The organism is Pseudomonas sp. 09C 129 (assembly GCF_002843625.1).
GTDB lineage: Bacteria > Pseudomonadota > Gammaproteobacteria > Pseudomonadales > Pseudomonadaceae > Aquipseudomonas > Aquipseudomonas chlororaphis.
This window is the reverse complement of sequence record NZ_CP025261.1, coordinates 3,674,218-3,690,013: the sequence shown is the minus strand read 5'-3', so window position 1 is coordinate 3,690,013 and position 15,796 is coordinate 3,674,218. Positions and strand designations below refer to the sequence as shown.

13 protein-coding genes are annotated in these 15,796 nt (G+C 61.0%); 9 read left to right on the top strand and 4 right to left on the bottom strand.

Annotated features, from left to right (window positions below; translation table 11 throughout):
- The first annotated feature begins 41 nt into the window (after nucleotides 1-41).
- The 6 genes from CXQ81_RS16715 to CXQ81_RS16690 all read left to right on the top strand — a co-directional run bounded on the left by CXQ81_RS16715 (nucleotide 42) and on the right by CXQ81_RS16690 (nucleotide 7,978).
- Nucleotides 42-2,162, top strand: a complete 2,121-nt coding sequence (locus tag CXQ81_RS16715; RefSeq protein WP_101337867.1) for a type VI secretion system Vgr family protein — start codon at nucleotides 42-44, stop codon at nucleotides 2,160-2,162.
- Nucleotides 2,159-3,121: a DUF4123 domain-containing protein gene (locus CXQ81_RS16710; protein ID WP_157832252.1), complete on the top strand. Its 963-nt coding sequence runs from the start codon at nucleotides 2,159-2,161 to the stop codon at nucleotides 3,119-3,121. The genes CXQ81_RS16715 and CXQ81_RS16710 overlap by 4 nt, the downstream gene beginning before the upstream one ends.
- Nucleotides 3,114-6,074: a T6SS effector BTH_I2691 family protein gene (locus tag CXQ81_RS16705; protein WP_101337865.1), complete on the top strand. Its 2,961-nt coding sequence runs from the start codon at nucleotides 3,114-3,116 to the stop codon at nucleotides 6,072-6,074. The genes CXQ81_RS16710 and CXQ81_RS16705 overlap by 8 nt, the downstream gene beginning before the upstream one ends.
- A gap of 10 nt (nucleotides 6,075-6,084) precedes the next feature.
- Nucleotides 6,085-7,023 carry a DUF6708 domain-containing protein gene (locus tag CXQ81_RS16700; RefSeq protein ID WP_101337864.1) on the top strand — a complete coding sequence of 313 codons (939 nt, stop codon included), beginning with the start codon at nucleotides 6,085-6,087 and terminating at the stop codon, nucleotides 7,021-7,023.
- Between the two features lie 98 nt (nucleotides 7,024-7,121).
- A complete protein-coding gene (locus tag CXQ81_RS16695; RefSeq protein WP_101337863.1) occupies nucleotides 7,122-7,379 on the top strand; it encodes a PAAR domain-containing protein in 258 nt (85 codons plus the stop codon).
- 53 nt (nucleotides 7,380-7,432) lie between these two features.
- Nucleotides 7,433-7,978 carry a GNAT family N-acetyltransferase gene (locus CXQ81_RS16690; protein WP_101337862.1) on the top strand — a complete coding sequence of 182 codons (546 nt, stop codon included), beginning with the start codon at nucleotides 7,433-7,435 and terminating at the stop codon, nucleotides 7,976-7,978.
- On the opposite strand, the gene CXQ81_RS16685 is transcribed toward CXQ81_RS16690, so the two are convergent.
- A complete protein-coding gene (locus CXQ81_RS16685) occupies nucleotides 7,971-8,891 on the bottom strand; it encodes a carbon-nitrogen hydrolase family protein (protein WP_053261042.1) in 921 nt (306 codons plus the stop codon). The two genes, CXQ81_RS16690 and CXQ81_RS16685, sit on opposite strands and share 8 nt — an antisense overlap.
- An 85-nt stretch (nucleotides 8,892-8,976) precedes the next feature.
- Between CXQ81_RS16685 and CXQ81_RS16680 the strand changes: the two genes are divergently transcribed.
- The gene (locus tag CXQ81_RS16680) at nucleotides 8,977-9,912 is read left to right on the top strand and encodes a LysR family transcriptional regulator (protein ID WP_101337861.1); all 936 of its coding nucleotides are present in this window, start codon (nucleotides 8,977-8,979) and stop codon (nucleotides 9,910-9,912) included.
- Here CXQ81_RS16680 and CXQ81_RS16675 read toward each other — a convergent pair.
- Nucleotides 9,884-10,138, bottom strand: coding sequence for a hypothetical protein (locus tag CXQ81_RS16675; RefSeq protein WP_007928582.1), 255 nt, complete (start codon nucleotides 10,136-10,138; stop codon nucleotides 9,884-9,886). The genes CXQ81_RS16680 and CXQ81_RS16675 overlap by 29 nt on opposite strands.
- Before the next feature lie 155 nt (nucleotides 10,139-10,293).
- Between CXQ81_RS16675 and CXQ81_RS16670 the strand changes: the two genes are divergently transcribed.
- On the top strand, nucleotides 10,294-10,614 hold the full coding sequence (locus CXQ81_RS16670) for a YqjD family protein (RefSeq protein ID WP_101337860.1): 321 nt from the start codon (nucleotides 10,294-10,296) through the stop codon (nucleotides 10,612-10,614).
- Nucleotides 10,615-10,710: 96 nt separating this feature from the next.
- On the opposite strand, the gene CXQ81_RS16665 is transcribed toward CXQ81_RS16670, so the two are convergent.
- Nucleotides 10,711-11,748 carry an Ldh family oxidoreductase gene (locus CXQ81_RS16665; RefSeq protein WP_101337859.1) on the bottom strand — a complete coding sequence of 346 codons (1,038 nt, stop codon included), beginning with the start codon at nucleotides 11,746-11,748 and terminating at the stop codon, nucleotides 10,711-10,713.
- A 390-nt stretch (nucleotides 11,749-12,138) separates the two neighbouring features.
- Between CXQ81_RS16665 and CXQ81_RS16660 the strand changes: the two genes are divergently transcribed.
- Nucleotides 12,139-13,140 (top strand): FecR family protein, encoded by a 1,002-nt coding sequence (locus CXQ81_RS16660; protein ID WP_101337858.1) that lies wholly within the window; start codon nucleotides 12,139-12,141, stop codon nucleotides 13,138-13,140.
- A 52-nt stretch (nucleotides 13,141-13,192) separates the two neighbouring features.
- Here CXQ81_RS16660 and CXQ81_RS16655 read toward each other — a convergent pair whose 3' ends face one another.
- Complete coding sequence (locus CXQ81_RS16655; protein ID WP_101337857.1) at nucleotides 13,193-15,541, bottom strand: acylase; 2,349 nt, start codon at nucleotides 15,539-15,541, stop codon at nucleotides 13,193-13,195.
- Nucleotides 15,542-15,796 lie beyond the last annotated feature (255 nt).

Genomic DNA, 15,796 nt, shown 5'->3' with positions numbered 1-15,796 from the left:
TCTTGCTTTAGCGGTTCGCTCTGTTGCCAAAGGAATGGCGTATGCGACAAAGGGATCTGAGATTCACGTTTGCAGTGCTCTCCAGCCACATAGAATTCGACGTTGTAGCGTTCACATTGGAGGAAGCTCTTTCCGAGCCTTTTCGATTGGAACTGGAGCTTTCCAGCTACAGCACAGCGATAGATTTTGCACAGGTACTCGATTGTCCTGCATTACTGACGATCTGGCATGGCAACCAGGCCGTGCGCTACGTACACGGTCTTGTATCAGCCTTCACACAAGGTACGACAGGATTTCACCGGACACGCTATCGCGCGGTAGTCGAACCACAACTTTGCCGACTTGCTTTGTGTTCCAACTGGCGTATTTTCCAGCAGAAAAGTGTTCCCGCGATTCTGAAAAACGTACTTCGAGAACATGGCATCCTGCACTATGAACAGCACCTGACGAATGAAAACCTAGTTCGCGAGTACTGTGTACAGGCAGGAGACTCCGATCTTTACCTGCTGGACCGGCTGGCTGCAGAAGAAGGGTTTTACTACTCCTTTTCCTTTACCGCCGACAGTCACACGCTGCACCACGGCGACCGACTCTATATCCACCCTCGTATCGAAGGCGATCCTGTTCTCTACAACGACGCACCTGCCGGCGATGCCCCCCAGCCTGTGATTTATGCGTTCAGCTACACCGAAAATGTCCGTACCGCCCAGCAAACCCAACGCGATTACACATTCAAGCGCCCTTCCTATTCCCAGCACCACAACGTTGCAGGCGAAGCACTGGAGCATCAGGCACAGACCTACGAGCGCTATGACTATCCGGGCCGCTATAAAGCCAGCAGCGCTGGCAAGCCATTCACTCAGAACCGGTTACGCGGTCATCGCCGGGATGCTCGGGTTGCTCTTGTCGAAGGTGACGATCCGCGTCTGATACCCGGTGTCGGTTTCCAACTCACAGGGCACCCCAGACCCGACTTCAACCGTTGGTGGAGGCCTGTTCGCATCACCCACAAGGGCGTGCAGAACGCCAGCCAGGAAGATGAGGCCGCGGAGGTTGGGGTGAGCTACGACTACGTCGCCGAGATCATCTCGGAAGATACAGAGTGGCGTCCCGAGCCGATGCCTAAACCCAGCATCGAAGGACCGCAGATAGCCACAGTGGTAGGCCCCGAGAGTGAGGAGATCTACTGCGACGAATGGGGTCGGGTAAAGGTCCAGTTTCCATGGGACCGGGAAGGCGAACACAACGAATTCAGTTCCTGCTGGATACGCGTGGCCCATAACTGGGCCGGGGTTGACTGGGGTCATATCGCCATTCCTCGGATCGGGCAGGAAGTCATTGTCGATTACCTTGATGGCGACTGCGACCAACCGATCATTACAGGACGGACTTATCGGGCGACCAACCCTCCTCCTTACGAACTGCCGCGTCACAAGACGCGGATGACGATCAAGAGCAAGACCCACAAAGGCGAAGGCTTCAACGAGCTGCGTTTCGAGGACGAAAAGGACCAGGAAGAAATCTATGTCCACGCGCAAAAGGATCAGAACATCCACGTCAATCATGACGAGACGACCTACGTCGGCCATGACCGTAGCGAGCAGGTTGAAAACGACGAAACCATCGCGATCGGCCATGACCGCCGCGAAACCGTAGGCAATGACGAGCAGGTCACCATTGGCCGCGATCGACGCCATAACATCGGGCAGGATGATTTCCTCACCATTGGCCGCAACCATACCGTTCACACAGGCAAGGACCGGACGGAGGAAGTCGGTAACAACCGGCGCGACAAGACATTAGCCAACCACTGGATTGAAATTGGCGGACACCGTGAAGAGGCTGTTCAGGGGCACCATCGTATCGAGGCAGGACAAAGCATCGAGCGGCGAACGCAGCGCTACGAACTCAAATCCAGCAGCAGCGTTGTCATCAAGGGGCCAGGGGGAAGCATTACCATCGATGAGTCCGGTATCACGCTCGACGGCATCGCCATTCGCTTCAAAGGAGCGGTCAACCACTCCTCATCCGGAAACAACAATCCTTTCGCCGTGGTCGGCACTCCGGCCTCCGGCAAGCCTCTGGACCGGTTATGCGGCAAGCGCCCGGACGGCACCTGCCTCCTGGAAGACTGCACGTGTTTGAAAGGAAGCGCGAAATGAACAGGGATGATGGTACCGCTCTACCTGCCGATACCCCTGTGCAATTGGGCGACATCGATCCACGCGTGGCGCTGCCATCGACGTCGCGAGTGTATCTGCTGCTCACGACCCAACGACTGGAGGACTGGGCTTATCGACCTTCGCCGCCGGATGCCGGGGCTGCCTCGGCAGTGGCACCGTCGGTAATCGAGTTGGTTCGCGCACTCGAATCTTTCGCCCCACGGCGGTGGTTATGGGCCAACAGCCCGTTGGCGGACATGGAAGAGCGTGGCCCGCTCCTGGTCGATGCCACAGACAAACCCGCCTTGCTGGAACAGGCGATTACCGATTGGTCCGAGGCCGATGGCGTGATCATCATCGGTACCCAGGTTGACCTCGACACCCTTGCCCGGCATCTGGGCAGTCTCGTGCAGATCACCCTCCCCGATCACAGCCAAGCAACCTTCAACTTTCAGCCCACGATACTGGAGCCCTGGTTATCGGCGCTCGGTCAGCCGAACCGTAGCCAGTGGCTAGGCCCGATCCAGCAACTACTCTGGCGCACCCACTGGCATCGTCGCGTCAGCTGGTTTCGGCTCGACCATCCAGAAGCAGCGTCAACCGCGGACCCGCAACAAAGACTGCACCTGCACCCTCTGGAGATGGCCGCCTTCGACGCCAATACCCAGGATTACTTCATCATCAGCCTGGCCGAAGAAGTTCAGGCGCTATCGCAGTACAACGCATTCAGCCTTGAACAGATCTGCGAGAGTGTCCGCGAGAAAGTTCGAGAAGCGGCCAGCGTCAATATCGAGCGCGACACGGACGTGCGCGACTTTGTCCTTTTGCATGCCCGATACCCAGAGCCAATGGGTTCCGAGCAGGCCAAGGCATTACTTGAGGACCCTGTTGAATCGCCCGTCAGCCGGTTGCGCAATCTGACGGCCCTCATCAGTGAAAAGGAGTTCCAGAATGAATGATTCCACGGTTGGCAGCGCTGCCAGTGCTCCCGGTTGCAGCTCCCGCATTCCTCTTGTGCCAATCCGCTATGCCGTCTTACCAGGGGATGGCAAGTCCGCGCAGTACCGCTACAGCGGCAGCGGTTACGAGCTTGAGAACGGTTTCCCAGCCTTGCGCGAGGCTAGTTACACACTGCGAGCGCTGCGTCCGGGCTATGTCTATGTCTTCATGAGCGGGCCCAAAGGCGAGAAAATGGTCGTGCATGAACACGACGGTCAGGGCCATTACAAAGAGCTCAACTACACCGGCCTGGAGAACTACCACAAACGGGATGCGTTTCGTGCCGGACGTAGCATGTCATGGGTCTGGGCAGACACCTGTCCGGATACTGCGAGCGAGGTCTGGATTGCCTACAGCACCCATTTATGGACCAATCGCATCACCACAAGGATCTGCAGTGATAAAAGCGCGCGCGCGATTCATATGCAGAAAGTGGACATGAAGGAACTGACCAGCGGTGAAAAAAGCCCTTCCAAGCAAAAACATCTCCTGCCTGCGGAAGGCCTGGGCAAGTGGGTTGAGGATTACAAGCCGAGGGACAAACGCCTGCCTCTGGGCTGGAGCTGCCACTCCATCGGCGATGACTTACCTCTGGGCACCATTATCGCCGAGGGCAAGAACTACCCGATTACGCAACCGAGAGTCCCGGCAGTAGTCGCTCTTTTCGACCCACAGGGCATCAGTATCGACCTGGCGTTGATTGCTGCGGCTCGAAAACACCAGATCCTCGACGTGCAGGCCAAAAGGACTGTCGATGACCAACAGGAATTTCCCGCCTGCATGCGACTCGATGTAGAGAAACTGGCCATTGGCAGCGCGGACTTCCATCGTAAAAACCTGACCGCGACCATTCTTGAGGAAACCTTGAAACTGCTGTCGACCACCCCTGCAAAGGACGTGGAGCGCATCGTCAAACAGCGGTCCGACTGGCATCGAGCCCAGCCCAGGGGGCATCGGGTTCCCGGCAATGACGAACTGGCCTACCAGGTACTGACCGACAAGAACCTTTCACTCGGTGGTGAACGTCTGGCTAAACGGATTGATGCCGCTAAATACAATGAATTCCTCGCCTTGCGGCAAAAAGCCGACCAGGAGCTGAAAACATTACTGGCTCATTTCGACGTCGCGTGCACCAACCATGACGGCTGGCTGGCGACCGCCGAAACCGAACATAAGATAACCGCTCACAGCATTGCTGCCGCTTTGGATCTGCACGACCGCGACAACAAGATATCCGCCCAGGGACTCGAACAATCCATTGCTATTTTGATGAACGGAATGGGCTCGCCGTTGCCGGGGCGTCATGATCAGGACCCCAGGTTCAAGCGCCTGGAGCGCTGGGTCAGCAGTGATGGCAGCCCCATCTATATCGCGCTTGCCGCCTATAACCCATTCAAGGAAAAAGCGGATGCGGTAGGCGGGCTGCTGGGAGCAAAAGACCAGGTCATAGAAGAGCTTTATGGCAAATTCCCGGCTGCAGTAAATTCCACTGACCTTATTGCCCAGGACGTCACCACGGTGGTGATGAAAAAACTGCACGGCAAGACCCGCTGGGATCGAAGCCAGACGCTACGTCAACAAGTCCAGGCTGCGGCACAGGAAGCCAACGCTCAGAAAGTCATGGGGTTGTTATCCGCCCGTTATCGAATCACAGGCACGAAGGTAAAGCTTGACGCTCTTTCCATCGAGGTGAGGAACTACCTCGACAGAGGCATGGCGGAAATACAGCACAGTACCGAGGTTGTCACCACCGGCAGCCGGACCGTTACCATCAAACAAACCCAGACCATCAGAGTCCGCCCGACCCTCAAGTCGCTGGGAGTCACCAGTGGCGGGGGCGTACTCAACGCCGGCATGTTGTATTTCAACATGATCAACCTGACCCTCGCTCTGGAGAAGCTCAAGAAAGAACCCGCCACGTCAGATGTACTCAATTTTGTATCTGCCGTTCTTGGCACCATTTCGGCAATGGCTGCCACTGGAGTGAGCCTGCGTAGCATTTACGTGGCATCGGCAGCACGTTTTAGTCAAAGCCTTCCCGGGGCAGCCTTCGGAACCGGAGTCACGAGCACCCTTTCGAGCAAACTGTTCGGACGGGCACTGGGGTGGCCGGGGATTATCCTGGGCGTGATCACTGATGGCTATTCAGGGTACGAAAAACTCAACGCAGGAAACTCCACAGCAGCTGCTTACACCTGGGGGGGAGGCATCGCCCTGGCCATCGGGAGCGCGGCAATGCTCGAGGGAGGTATTGCCTTGGGAAGCGCGATGGCTGGGGTGGGGACCGCTGCCGGCGCCTCTGCAACCATTCCTGTCGCTGGCTGGATTGCTGCTGCGGTGATATTGATCGGCGGCGCCATGGTCATAGGAGCCATGTGGTTGATGTCCAGGGCCAACAAGGAAAACCATACGCCCATGGAGCTATGGGCCGCCCGGAGCGTCTTTGGCAATCGCAAGAACGATGGGCAAGTACGTCAAGGAATAAAGCTCGACAGCCAAAAGCGCCTTCCTGGTTATGCCTCCCTCAGTGATGAAATAAAGGGTTGGTACCAAGGCTATTTCGGTCCTGTACTGCTCGACGCCAGCCAGGCGAAGTCATTGGGCTGGAACGGAATAGACAGCGCCTGGCATGACAACTATTTCGAGGCCGACAAGGCCGAGTTTGCCGTGCTTTTCCCAGGCTTCGTGCAGGACCAGAGCACCTGGCAAGGCAAGCTTGCCAGCCGTGCGCCCCTGCCCATAACTGACGCAACGACTCAATGCCGACACGTTAAAGCGGGATTGATCCTGCACTTCAATCATAAAATAGGCGCCACCGATAGCGACAGGATATCCCTCGAGGTCACCTACAAGCCCAACCAGGGCTGGGACGAAACTGCCGTCACTACTGCAGCGTTTGAGCTGATCGACTAAGGAGCACCAAATGACCATCAGCTGGACCTGGACCCCAAAAGACAAGGCAGAAGCTGTACCGTCTATCGGCGACCAATACATCTCCATGGGAAAAAGCGTGTTGTGCCTGCGCAATCCGATGCCCGCAGACTCGGCGTTCATGGCCAAGCTGTTTTCCGCCACGATAGTCGTCACGTTGCTTCTGTGGTTATGGATGTTTTGCGCCGTGATCAATGACACGCCGGCTGATGAAGTGTGGGTTCTGCTCATTCCCCTGCTCTTGCCGCTGGGAATTTCGTTGTTTCTGTTTTACCGGATCCACCTGATCAGAAGTCAATCGAACTTCTATTTCAATCGCCACACGCAAAAAGTCTATTACCTGAAGGGCAAGACCCTGCTTGTCGGTGATTGGAACAACGTTAAAGCAGGCATCTGTGGTCGAACCGAGTTTTCCGGTCGATCGTTCAGTACCACTACTTCATTGATCCTCAATGCGTTCGGTACTGACCAAGACAGTCCGCAAGCCAGGCAAATCGCAGAATCCTGGGCGCCGACCTATAGCATCTGTGTCGACAGCAATGAACCCAGTGATCCTCGACCGATCTTCGTTGCACAAGTCTGGGAGTACATCCGCCAATTCATGGCCCATGGCCCGGATAAGCTGCCCGTTCCTCAAGAACCCCACTGGTGGTATGTGCCTCATAACTCTATCTGCCTGACCCCCCGTCAGGCATTTCGTCACTATGTGCCTTGGCGCACGGGAGAGCCTGGGGAAAAGCAGGGCAAGAAATGGTGGCTGATGCCTCTTTGGTTAGTGTTCTTCCCTTACAACTTCTTCGTTGCTCTTTGCTGGTGGATGACCTGTCGCCTGTTGCGCGTACGTCCGGCGGCCCCACCGCAACAAGCGCTCGAAGGAGAATCTGTCACATCAGCGCAAATGGAAATGACGGCCAAGACCATTGGACCCTAGCGTGTTGCTGACAAGCTGGAGCAGCAAAACCTTGCCAGACATTATCGAGAGCATCGTTCATTGACGACAACCCAGGTTGATTCAAAGAGGGAACTTGCATGAAACCCGTTGTACTTGTTGGTCATAGCCATGATTGCCCGATACACGGAGCGGGAACGGTTGTCAGTGGGGCGACAAGTGCCTCTATCGATGGCAAAGCCGTCGCCCGGGTGGGTGATGGCATCAGTTGCGGTGCCGTCATACAAACTGGTTCACCGACAGAGGACATCGAGGGGAAAGCGGTTGCCAGGCTGGGAGACACGACCAGTCACGGAGGCACGCTCACCGAGGGCGACAGTAGCTGGATGCTCGACTAGACAATGGATGGGTTACCCCGGAACTCATTGCCCGCAAGGAGAAAGGTTTTCATATGGCGCTGTCCCCTACCCTGTACACCGAACGCCTGATCCTGCGTCCGCTGGAGCTGGCCGATGCCGAGGCTGTCCAGCAGCAGTTTGCGCACTGGCAAGTGGTGCAATACCTCAACGCGCGGGTGCCCTGGCCCTATCCCGCCGATGGTGCCCTGAGTTACCTGCGCGACCTGGCGCTGCCGGCCATCGAGCGCGGCGAGGAATGGCACTGGTCGATCCGCCTGAAAAGCGCGCCGGAACAATTGATCGGCAATGTCAGCCTGATGGACCAGACCGACAACAACCGCGGTTTCTGGCTGGCTCCGGCGTGGCAGGGCCAGGGCTATATGAGCGAGGCCAGCGCGGCGGTCACCGAGTACTGGTTCGAGGTGCTGAGGCGTGAGGTCATGCGGGTGCCCAAGGCCGCGCCGAACCTGGCCTCGCGGCGGATTTCCGAACGTGCCGGCATGCGCCTGATCCGCAGCGACGAAGACGACTTCGTCTGCGGGCGATTGCCCCGTGATATCTGGGAAATCACCCGCGAAGAGTGGCGTCGCCTCAGATGAAACGCACGCCGGCCTTGGCCCGCTCGTCCACCGTCAGCTCGAACACATCCGGACGGGCATAGTGGCCGACCACATCGTAGTCGTAGCGCGCCCGCACCAACTCGTCAGTATCGATCTGCGCCGTCAGCAGGCCGGCGCGTCCCACCAGCGGCCCGGCCAAGACCTCGCCCATCGGCCCGACAATCACGCTACCGCCGGCAATCAGCGGGCGCTCGGCCGGCCAGTTGGCGATCTCCAGCCCCAGTGCCTGGGGTGACGCCTGCACCTGGCAGGCGCTGACCACGAAGCAGCGGCCTTCATGGGCGATGTGGCGCATGCTGACCTGCCACATCTCGCGCTCGTCCACGGTCGGCGCGCACCAGACCTGCACGCCCTTGGCGTACATCGCGGTGCGCAGCAGCGGCATCATGTTTTCCCAGCAGATCACCGCGCCGACCCGGCCGACCTGGGTGTCGAATACCGGCAGGGTCGAGCCGTCGCCCTTGCCCCAGATCAGCCGCTCGGTGCCGGTGGGCATCAGCTTGCGGTGCTTGCCCACCAGGCCGTGCTGCGGATCGAAATACAGTGCCGTGCAATACAGGGTGCTGCCAGCGCGCTCGATCACCCCCAGCACCAGGTTGGCCCCGGTGCGCGCCGCCAGGCCGGCCAGGGCCTCGGTCTCCGCACCCGGCACATCGACCGCATTGGCGAAATAACGGGCAAAGGCTTCACGGCCTTCCGGCAGGCGATAGCCGAGCTGGGTACCGAAGCCCTCGCCCTTGGGGTAGCCGCCGAGCAAGGCCTCGGGCATCACCACCAGCTGCGCGCCGGCCTCGATGATGGCGGCTTCAAAGGACAGGATCTGCTCCAGGGTATCGGCCTTGCCCCCTGGCAGGGAGCCGATCTGCAACGCGGCGACAACGGACTTGGACATCGGGGAAACTCCTGTGGCGATGAAGTGTTGCCCATTGTCCGGCCCTCGCCGATCATGCAGAAAGCCCCTCCTGATACTGAATGATATGAACCAGATGAATATCGCCCAGGTCGATCTCAACCTGCTCAAGGCCTTCGAAGCCCTGCATGACGAATCCAGCGCCAGCCGCGCCGCCCTGCGCCTGGGCGTCACCCAGTCGGCCATGAGCGCGGCGCTGCGGCGCCTGCGCGAGCTGTACGGCGATCAGTTGTTCGTGCGCACCGGGCGCGGCCTGGCGCCGACCCTGCGGGCCAACCAGCTCAAGCCGGTGGTCAGCGAGGCCCTGAACAAATGCCGGCAGAGCCTGGCCATGGTCGATCCCCATGCCAGCCATTATCAGGGCCGCTCGGTGGCGATCGGGCTGTCGGACGATTTCGAGATTGCCTACGGTCGGCGCCTGATCGAGGAAGTCGCCCGGCGGGCGCCGAAGCTGCGGCTGATCTTTCGCCAGAGCCACAGCCAGATCGTCGGCGAAGCGCTGTTGCAGCGCAGCATCGATCTGGCCATCAGCGCCGGCGGTTTCGCCGAACGCATGCTCAGCCGTCAGGTATTGGGGGAAGGCAGTTATCTGTGCCTGGCGGACCCGGCGAGCCTGGGCCCGGGACAGCAGGCCATCGACCTCGACGAGTTCGTCGCCCGCGAACATGTACTGGTATCGTCGCAAGGCTTTATCGGGATTACCGACGAGGGCCTGGCGGCCCTGGGGCTGAGTCGCCAGGTCTGCGCCTCGACTACGCATTTCGCCGCGCTGCCCTATCTGCTCAAGGGCAGCCAGGCGGTGGCGACCATTCCGGCCCACGCCGCGCGGAGCATCGCCGAACTGACCGGGCTGGCGCTGCTGCCCTGCCCGCTGGACCTGCCGCGCTACCCGATCGAGCTGGGCTGGCGCACCAGCGCGCAGATCGATCCGGTGGTATTGAAAGTGCGCGAGGCGATCGTCGCCAGCTTCGAGCTTACTTGTTCGCCGCCATCAGGCGATTGACTTCACTGCGCACCATGTTGGCGTATTCCGGCGGCGACATGCCGTCGAGCTCGGCACGCACCCATTCGGCCCATTTGCCCTTGCGCTTGCCGCGCTCGCCGAACAACCGTGCGGCTTCGCCCTTGGCCTTGCCCAGGTTGCTCTGCCACAGCTCGAACAGACGGGACTTTTCATCTTCGATCTCTGCACGCTCGGCGAGAGTCTTGTTGGCCAGATTGAAGCTCATGGGAATTTCCTGCTGCGTAAAATAGCCGACATCTTACACTGTGACGGCTGGGGTTTTCCCGCTGGCATGGAGCGGGTGGAGAAAATATCTGCAACTTTTCGCCGGCCCCGCAACTCCATTGTTCATCGCATCACTGACCCGCAAGGAGTAACTCAATGGCTCGTAAAACTGCTGCGCAAGCGGCTGACGAACAAATCAAGGACCAGGAATTCAGCGAGCTTCAAGCGTTGATCGAAGAATCGGAAAAGCTCCTGAAAAGCAGCGCATCGCTGGTGGGTGAGGAAGGCGAGAACCTGCGTCAACAGGTCGGGTTGAAACTCAAGCAGGCACTGGACTCGGTGTCCAGCGTGCGTGAGCGCAGCAAGCCGATGGTGGACGCTACCGAGCAATACATCGGCGGCCATCCGTGGCAGACCGTGGCCATCTCCGCCAGCGTCGGCCTGGTGGTGGGCCTGTTGCTGGGGCGTCGTTCGTAACCGGTTTTCTGTAACGACCAGCGCCACCCGCGACCGCTAAAAAAAGGACCAGGCTTGCAGCATGCTTGCCTGGTCCTTGCGTGTTGAAAGCGCGTTTTAAAGCCCCGCCAGTTCCCGCAACTGCTTGAGCTCCGCGGCGTCCAGGGCAATCCCCTCGCGCTGGGACTTTTCCCGCTGGCGATGCCGGCGATCCCCCGGCAGACGCTTGAGCCCTACGCCATGCATCTGGCGGATCAGCTCCTGGCTGCGCTCGGCGAAATTCTGCCCGGCGCCCTTGCTCGGATCGATGACGATCAACAACTGGCCGGTCCAGGGCGTCTTCGCGCCCGGGTGGTTGGACCAGTCGAACTCGAACGAGAAATGGCCACCGGTCAGCGCCGCCGCCAGCAGCTCGACCATCATCGACAGCGCCGACCCCTTGTGCCCGCCGAACGGCAACAGCGCGCCGCCTTCGAGAATGGCTTTCGGATCGTCGGTGGGCTGGCCGAGGCCGTCCACGCCCATGCCCGGCGGCAGGCGTTCGCCCTTGCGTGCGGCGATCTGCACGTCGCCATGGGCAATGGCGCTGGTGGCCAGGTCGAAGACAATGGGGTCGCCCCCGGCCTGGGGCGCGGCAAAGGCAATCGGGTTGGTACCGAACAACGGCCGGTCGGCGCCGTGGGGCACCACGCAGGTCATGCTGTTGACCACGCTCAAGGCGACCAGCCCTTCCTCGGCGAACGGCTCGACGTCCGGCCACAGCGCGGCGAAGTGATGGGAATTGCGGATGGCCAGAATGGCGATCCCGGCGTTGCGCGCTTTCTCCACCAGCAACGCCCGCGCCGCCGCCAGCGCCGGTTGGGCGAAACCGTTGCCGGCATCGACCCGGACAAAGGCCGGGGCCACGTCTTCGACCACCGGCACAGCCTTGCCGTTGACCCAGCCGCTGTTAAGGGTCGAGACATAACCGGGAATACGGAACACGCCATGACTGTGGGCGCCGTCGCGCTCGGCAGCGGCACAGTTGTGCGCCAGGCTGCGCGCCACTTCGGCGCTGGTGCCATGGCGCAGAAAGATCGTTTCCAGCAGTTTCACCAGTGCCTCGAGCGACAGGTGTTCCTGCGGTGTTGCAACAGCCGGGGGCGATACAGACATCTGGAGCTCCGGATTAATTATTGGAATGGGCTACAGCGCATGAGAAGGCACCCAAGTGAGTGCGCCCGACGATTAAACAACGCTTTGCGCGCGCCCTGTCAACCTCGGCCATGGCCTTGCACCGGCGATGCCAGGAAGAGACAGAGCCGCCACCAACACGCCGTCAGCCGAGGATGGCGCGCCGGAGCTCGGCAAGGTGGCAGTGGCGATGACCGCGGCCAGGGTGTTTTTGATCATTTTTTCACTCCCGCTGTGGATACTGCTGACGAAAGTCCTGTGTTTCAGAGGCTTTGCTCCAAAAATAACCCGCACTTTGATATGCATTAGCCATGACGGCGGTTCTCCAAGCCTGGCTGCGAAGGGTAGAATGCGCGAAACCAGGAAGAGCCAATGAGCGAACAGCACCTCACAGAAGCCGAATACGACGCCATCACCGATGCCGCCGCGCAGTGGTGCATGCGTCTGCATGCCGCGGACTGTACGGCCGCCGAACGCCAGGCCTTCGAGCAATGGCGCGATGCCCACCCGCTGCATGCCTTCGAATACGAAGCGATGCAGGAAATCTGGGAAGTCGCCGACCATCTGCCTCGCCCTCAAACCACCACCGTCCTGCCCTTGCCGGCGCCGCGCAAACCCTGGCGCGCCTACGGCATGGCCGCGGCGATCAGCGCCCTGGCCCTGCCCCTGGCCGCCTACAGCGGCTGGAGCCTGGGCTGGCTGCCCTCCTCCTACGAACATTTCCAGGCCGACGGCAGCATGCGCCAGGTGACCCTGGCCGACGGCAGCCAGGTCGAACTCAACCTGGGCACCGAGCTGACCTACAGCAACTACAAGGACCAGCGCCGGGTCACCCTGAAAAAAGGCGAAGCCTTCTTCAAGGTCAGCCACGACAGCGCCCATCCGTTCGTGGTCAAGGCGGCCAGCGGCCAGGTCCGGGTCACCGGTACCGAGTTCAACGTCTGGATGTACGAGGATCAGGTGCGGGTGACCCTGCTCGAAGGTTCGGTGCTGGTGAACAGCGACAACAGCCACCCCGACGCTGGCTTGCCTCTCGATCCGGGCATGCAGGCGCGTTATCGCCAGGGCGATTACCAGCCACTGATCAGCCAGACCGCTGCCAACGACAGCTCACTGGCCTGGCGCCAAGGCAAGCTGGTGCTGGACAACCTGGCGCTCGGCGAGGCCCTGCCGCTGATCAACCGCTACCTCAGCAAGCCGGTGATGCTGGCCGACAGCGCCACGGGCAACATTCGGGTCGGCGGCATCTACGACGTCACCGCGGTCAAGAGCCTGGTGACCACGCTGCCCAAAGTGTTGCCGGTGTACCTGACCCGCAACCAGGACGGCAACCCGGTCGTCAATTCGCTGCCAGGCACCGCGCCAAAAAGCTGAAGGCCGCTACCCTCGCGGGTGCGGCCTTCGCTTGACGGCAGATTGAACGCGCTTACTGAGTCGCGACCTTGCGCAACCGATCATCCACTTCGTGAATCACCTGCAACCGATACTGCGGGTCCGCCTGGATCTGCTGCTCGGTGAACGGCAACACACTCCACTGCTTCTTCGAGAACGCCTCGGTCTGGTCCCGCGAGTGCGGCGACGCCGGGTCGCTGGACAGGGAAAACGCCAGCAGGCCCTGGGCATGCGGGCCCTGCTCGTCGAAGGTCACCACTTGCAGGTAACTGGTACCGCTGACCACCTCACGCTTGCCGTCGGCCGCGGGAACGCTCTGGATCGCGTTGTACACGCCCAGGCTGGCCGGGCCGCCATGAATCGGCGTCTGCCGGCCGCCGCTGCTGACCACCTGGATATCGCCCCAACGGCTGTCGGCCTTCAGGCCCGACTCGGCCACCTGTTGCACCGAGGCCAGCATCGCCGCGCGCAGCGCCTTGGCCACCGGCGGCCGGTCGATCGCCAGGCCGCGCGGCGTGTGCTGCGGGTCCCGGGCATCGAAGGCCACGCGCCAGCGATTATCGACCGCCTCCAGCTGCTCCATGACGTTGCGAAAATGCACCAAGCCCACTCCGCTTTTCAGGTTGGCGCTGCGGTCCCAGGCCTTGAGGCTGGCACACAGCGGCGCCAGGGCCCGGGCATCGCTGCCCAGGTCGGCGGCACAGAACTGCAGCAGGTCCGGCATCACCTGCCCTGCCTGGTACACCTGGTCGTCCATCACCATGTGCTTGAGGTCGGCGGCGCTCAGCGGCTCGCCCTTGCCCGTGCCGATCAGGCGATTCAGGGCAAAACGCGCGCGCTGCCCCAGCGGCAGGTCCTGTTGGCTGATCAGCGGCGAGAAGCCTTGCAGCGGCGCGGCCGGGTTGACCATCCACGCCGAGTCGTTGGAGTTCTGCACGTAATCGCTGCGCAACAGTTGCGGCAGCTGGCTGGCCGGATAGATGCCCTTTTGCGCGGCGGCCGGGTCGATGTCCCAGGCACAGGCCGCGCGGGAACCGTCGAGAATGATCAGCTGGGTGCCGATCCGCGGGTCGCTGCAGTGGGCGAGTTTTTCCGCGCTGACGTTGGGCACCACCGACTGGTTCATGTACAGCGTCTGGCCCTGGTCATCCACGGCCAGGGTATTGACCCAGGGAATGCCCTGCAGTCGATGCACCGAAGCTTGCAACTCCTTGAGGCTGCGTGCCTGGTTCATCGCGTACCACTGTTGCAGCACCCGGTCGTTTTCCAGGTTGGCGTCGCGCAGGCTGTAGGCGAAACGGTTGTCCCAGTCCAGCTTGCCGGGCCACTGCACCAGCGGGCCGAATTGCGAACTGTAGACACTGTGGCTGACGGTCGTGAGTTGGCCGCCCTCGCCCTGCACCTTGACGCTGACCGTTTGTTTCTCCAACGGCAGGGACTTGCCGTCGAGCAGGTAGCGGGTCGAGTCCTTGGGGTCCAGTTGCAGGCGGTACAGGGTGAAATGCTTGGAGGTGTCCACCGTGTGGGTCCAGGCCAGGTGCTGGCTGAAACCGATATTGATCATCGGCAGGCCGGGCAAGGCGGCCCCCATGACGTCCAGCTTGCCGGGAATGGTCAGGTGCATCTGGTAGAAGCGCATGCCGCCCACCCATGGAAAATGCGGGTTGGCCAGCAACATGCCGCGACCATTGAACGAGCGCTCGCGCCCCACGGCCACCGCGTTGCTGCCACGGTCCAGGGCGAACCGCTGGCCGCGGGCATCCGCCTGGGCGAAGGCCTGGGCCGATGGCTTCAGCTGCGCCGTGGCGGATGGCGGGGTCGCGCCCACCAGGGCTTCGGCGAACTGGCCGACGCCACCCTCCACCAACAGCCGGCGAGTCAGCTTGACCAGGTCCAGGGCGGTCAACGGCCGTACCCAGTCACCCTGGCACTGCTCGGGCAGGCCCTGGGCCCGGCGCTCGGCCAGGGAGCGGTTATAGCCGGCGACATACCCTTCGATCAGTTGCCGCACCTGCGGCGTCTGCGCCTGCCAGAAGCCGAACACCGCCTGGGGCGTGTTCAGCCAGTTGAAGAACAGGTCGCTGGTGAGGTTTTCCCGTTGCTCGACGGTCTGCTGCTGCGGCCCGAAATACTTCGAACGCTTGCCATTGACCGTCAGCACTTCGTTGGCCAATAGGCACAGGTTGTCCTGGGCATAGGCGTAACCGATGCCGTAACCCAGCCCGCGCTCGTCGGCGGCGCGAATATGCGGGACGCCAAAACCGGTGCGGCGAATATCGGCGCTTGCCTCGCCGCCCTGGACCTCGCGTCCCTGAGCCGCAAGGCTCATCCCGAGAAACAAACCCGCAAGGCAAAACCTGGGCAACTGGCTGGAAATAATCACGCCGACTCCTGATCGAAAGAAGATGCACAACCCAGGCTGGCGCGGCATGCCGATGAGCACACAGGGGATACGGATTCCAGCCCGGTAAAGGACGGCGCGACCCGGCATCAGCCAAAGCCCGCCTGCCCTTACAGACGAAACCGCCACGGAAAATTTAGCGCCCTCGCGCCAGGCGCCGATCGCCCGCCAACCTGGCGACGACAAAGCCCTCACAAATTTTCTACAACTGATTCCTCATGATTTGCGCGGCTCGTT

What these genes read in the sequence shown, in the direction of transcription:
- CXQ81_RS16710 (WP_157832252.1), top strand. Translation starts at nt 2,159, where the DNA reads ATGAACAGGGATGATGGTACCGCTCTACCTGCCGATACCCCTGTGCAA.
- CXQ81_RS16670 (WP_101337860.1), top strand. Translation starts at nt 10,294, where the DNA reads ATGGCTCGTAAAACTGCTGCGCAAGCGGCTGACGAACAAATCAAGGAC.
- CXQ81_RS16680 (WP_101337861.1), top strand. Translation starts at nt 8,977, where the DNA reads ATGAACCAGATGAATATCGCCCAGGTCGATCTCAACCTGCTCAAGGCC.
- CXQ81_RS16665 (WP_101337859.1), bottom strand. Translation starts at nt 11,748, where the DNA reads ATGTCTGTATCGCCCCCGGCTGTTGCAACACCGCAGGAACACCTGTCG.
- CXQ81_RS16675 (WP_007928582.1), bottom strand. Translation starts at nt 10,138, where the DNA reads ATGAGCTTCAATCTGGCCAACAAGACTCTCGCCGAGCGTGCAGAGATC.
- CXQ81_RS16700 (WP_101337864.1), top strand. Translation starts at nt 6,085, where the DNA reads ATGACCATCAGCTGGACCTGGACCCCAAAAGACAAGGCAGAAGCTGTA.
- CXQ81_RS16685 (WP_053261042.1), bottom strand. Translation starts at nt 8,891, where the DNA reads ATGTCCAAGTCCGTTGTCGCCGCGTTGCAGATCGGCTCCCTGCCAGGG.
- CXQ81_RS16690 (WP_101337862.1), top strand. Translation starts at nt 7,433, where the DNA reads ATGGCGCTGTCCCCTACCCTGTACACCGAACGCCTGATCCTGCGTCCG.
- CXQ81_RS16695 (WP_101337863.1), top strand. Translation starts at nt 7,122, where the DNA reads ATGAAACCCGTTGTACTTGTTGGTCATAGCCATGATTGCCCGATACAC.
- CXQ81_RS16705 (WP_101337865.1), top strand. Translation starts at nt 3,114, where the DNA reads ATGAATGATTCCACGGTTGGCAGCGCTGCCAGTGCTCCCGGTTGCAGC.
- CXQ81_RS16660 (WP_101337858.1), top strand. Translation starts at nt 12,139, where the DNA reads ATGAGCGAACAGCACCTCACAGAAGCCGAATACGACGCCATCACCGAT.
- CXQ81_RS16715 (WP_101337867.1), top strand. Translation starts at nt 42, where the DNA reads ATGCGACAAAGGGATCTGAGATTCACGTTTGCAGTGCTCTCCAGCCAC.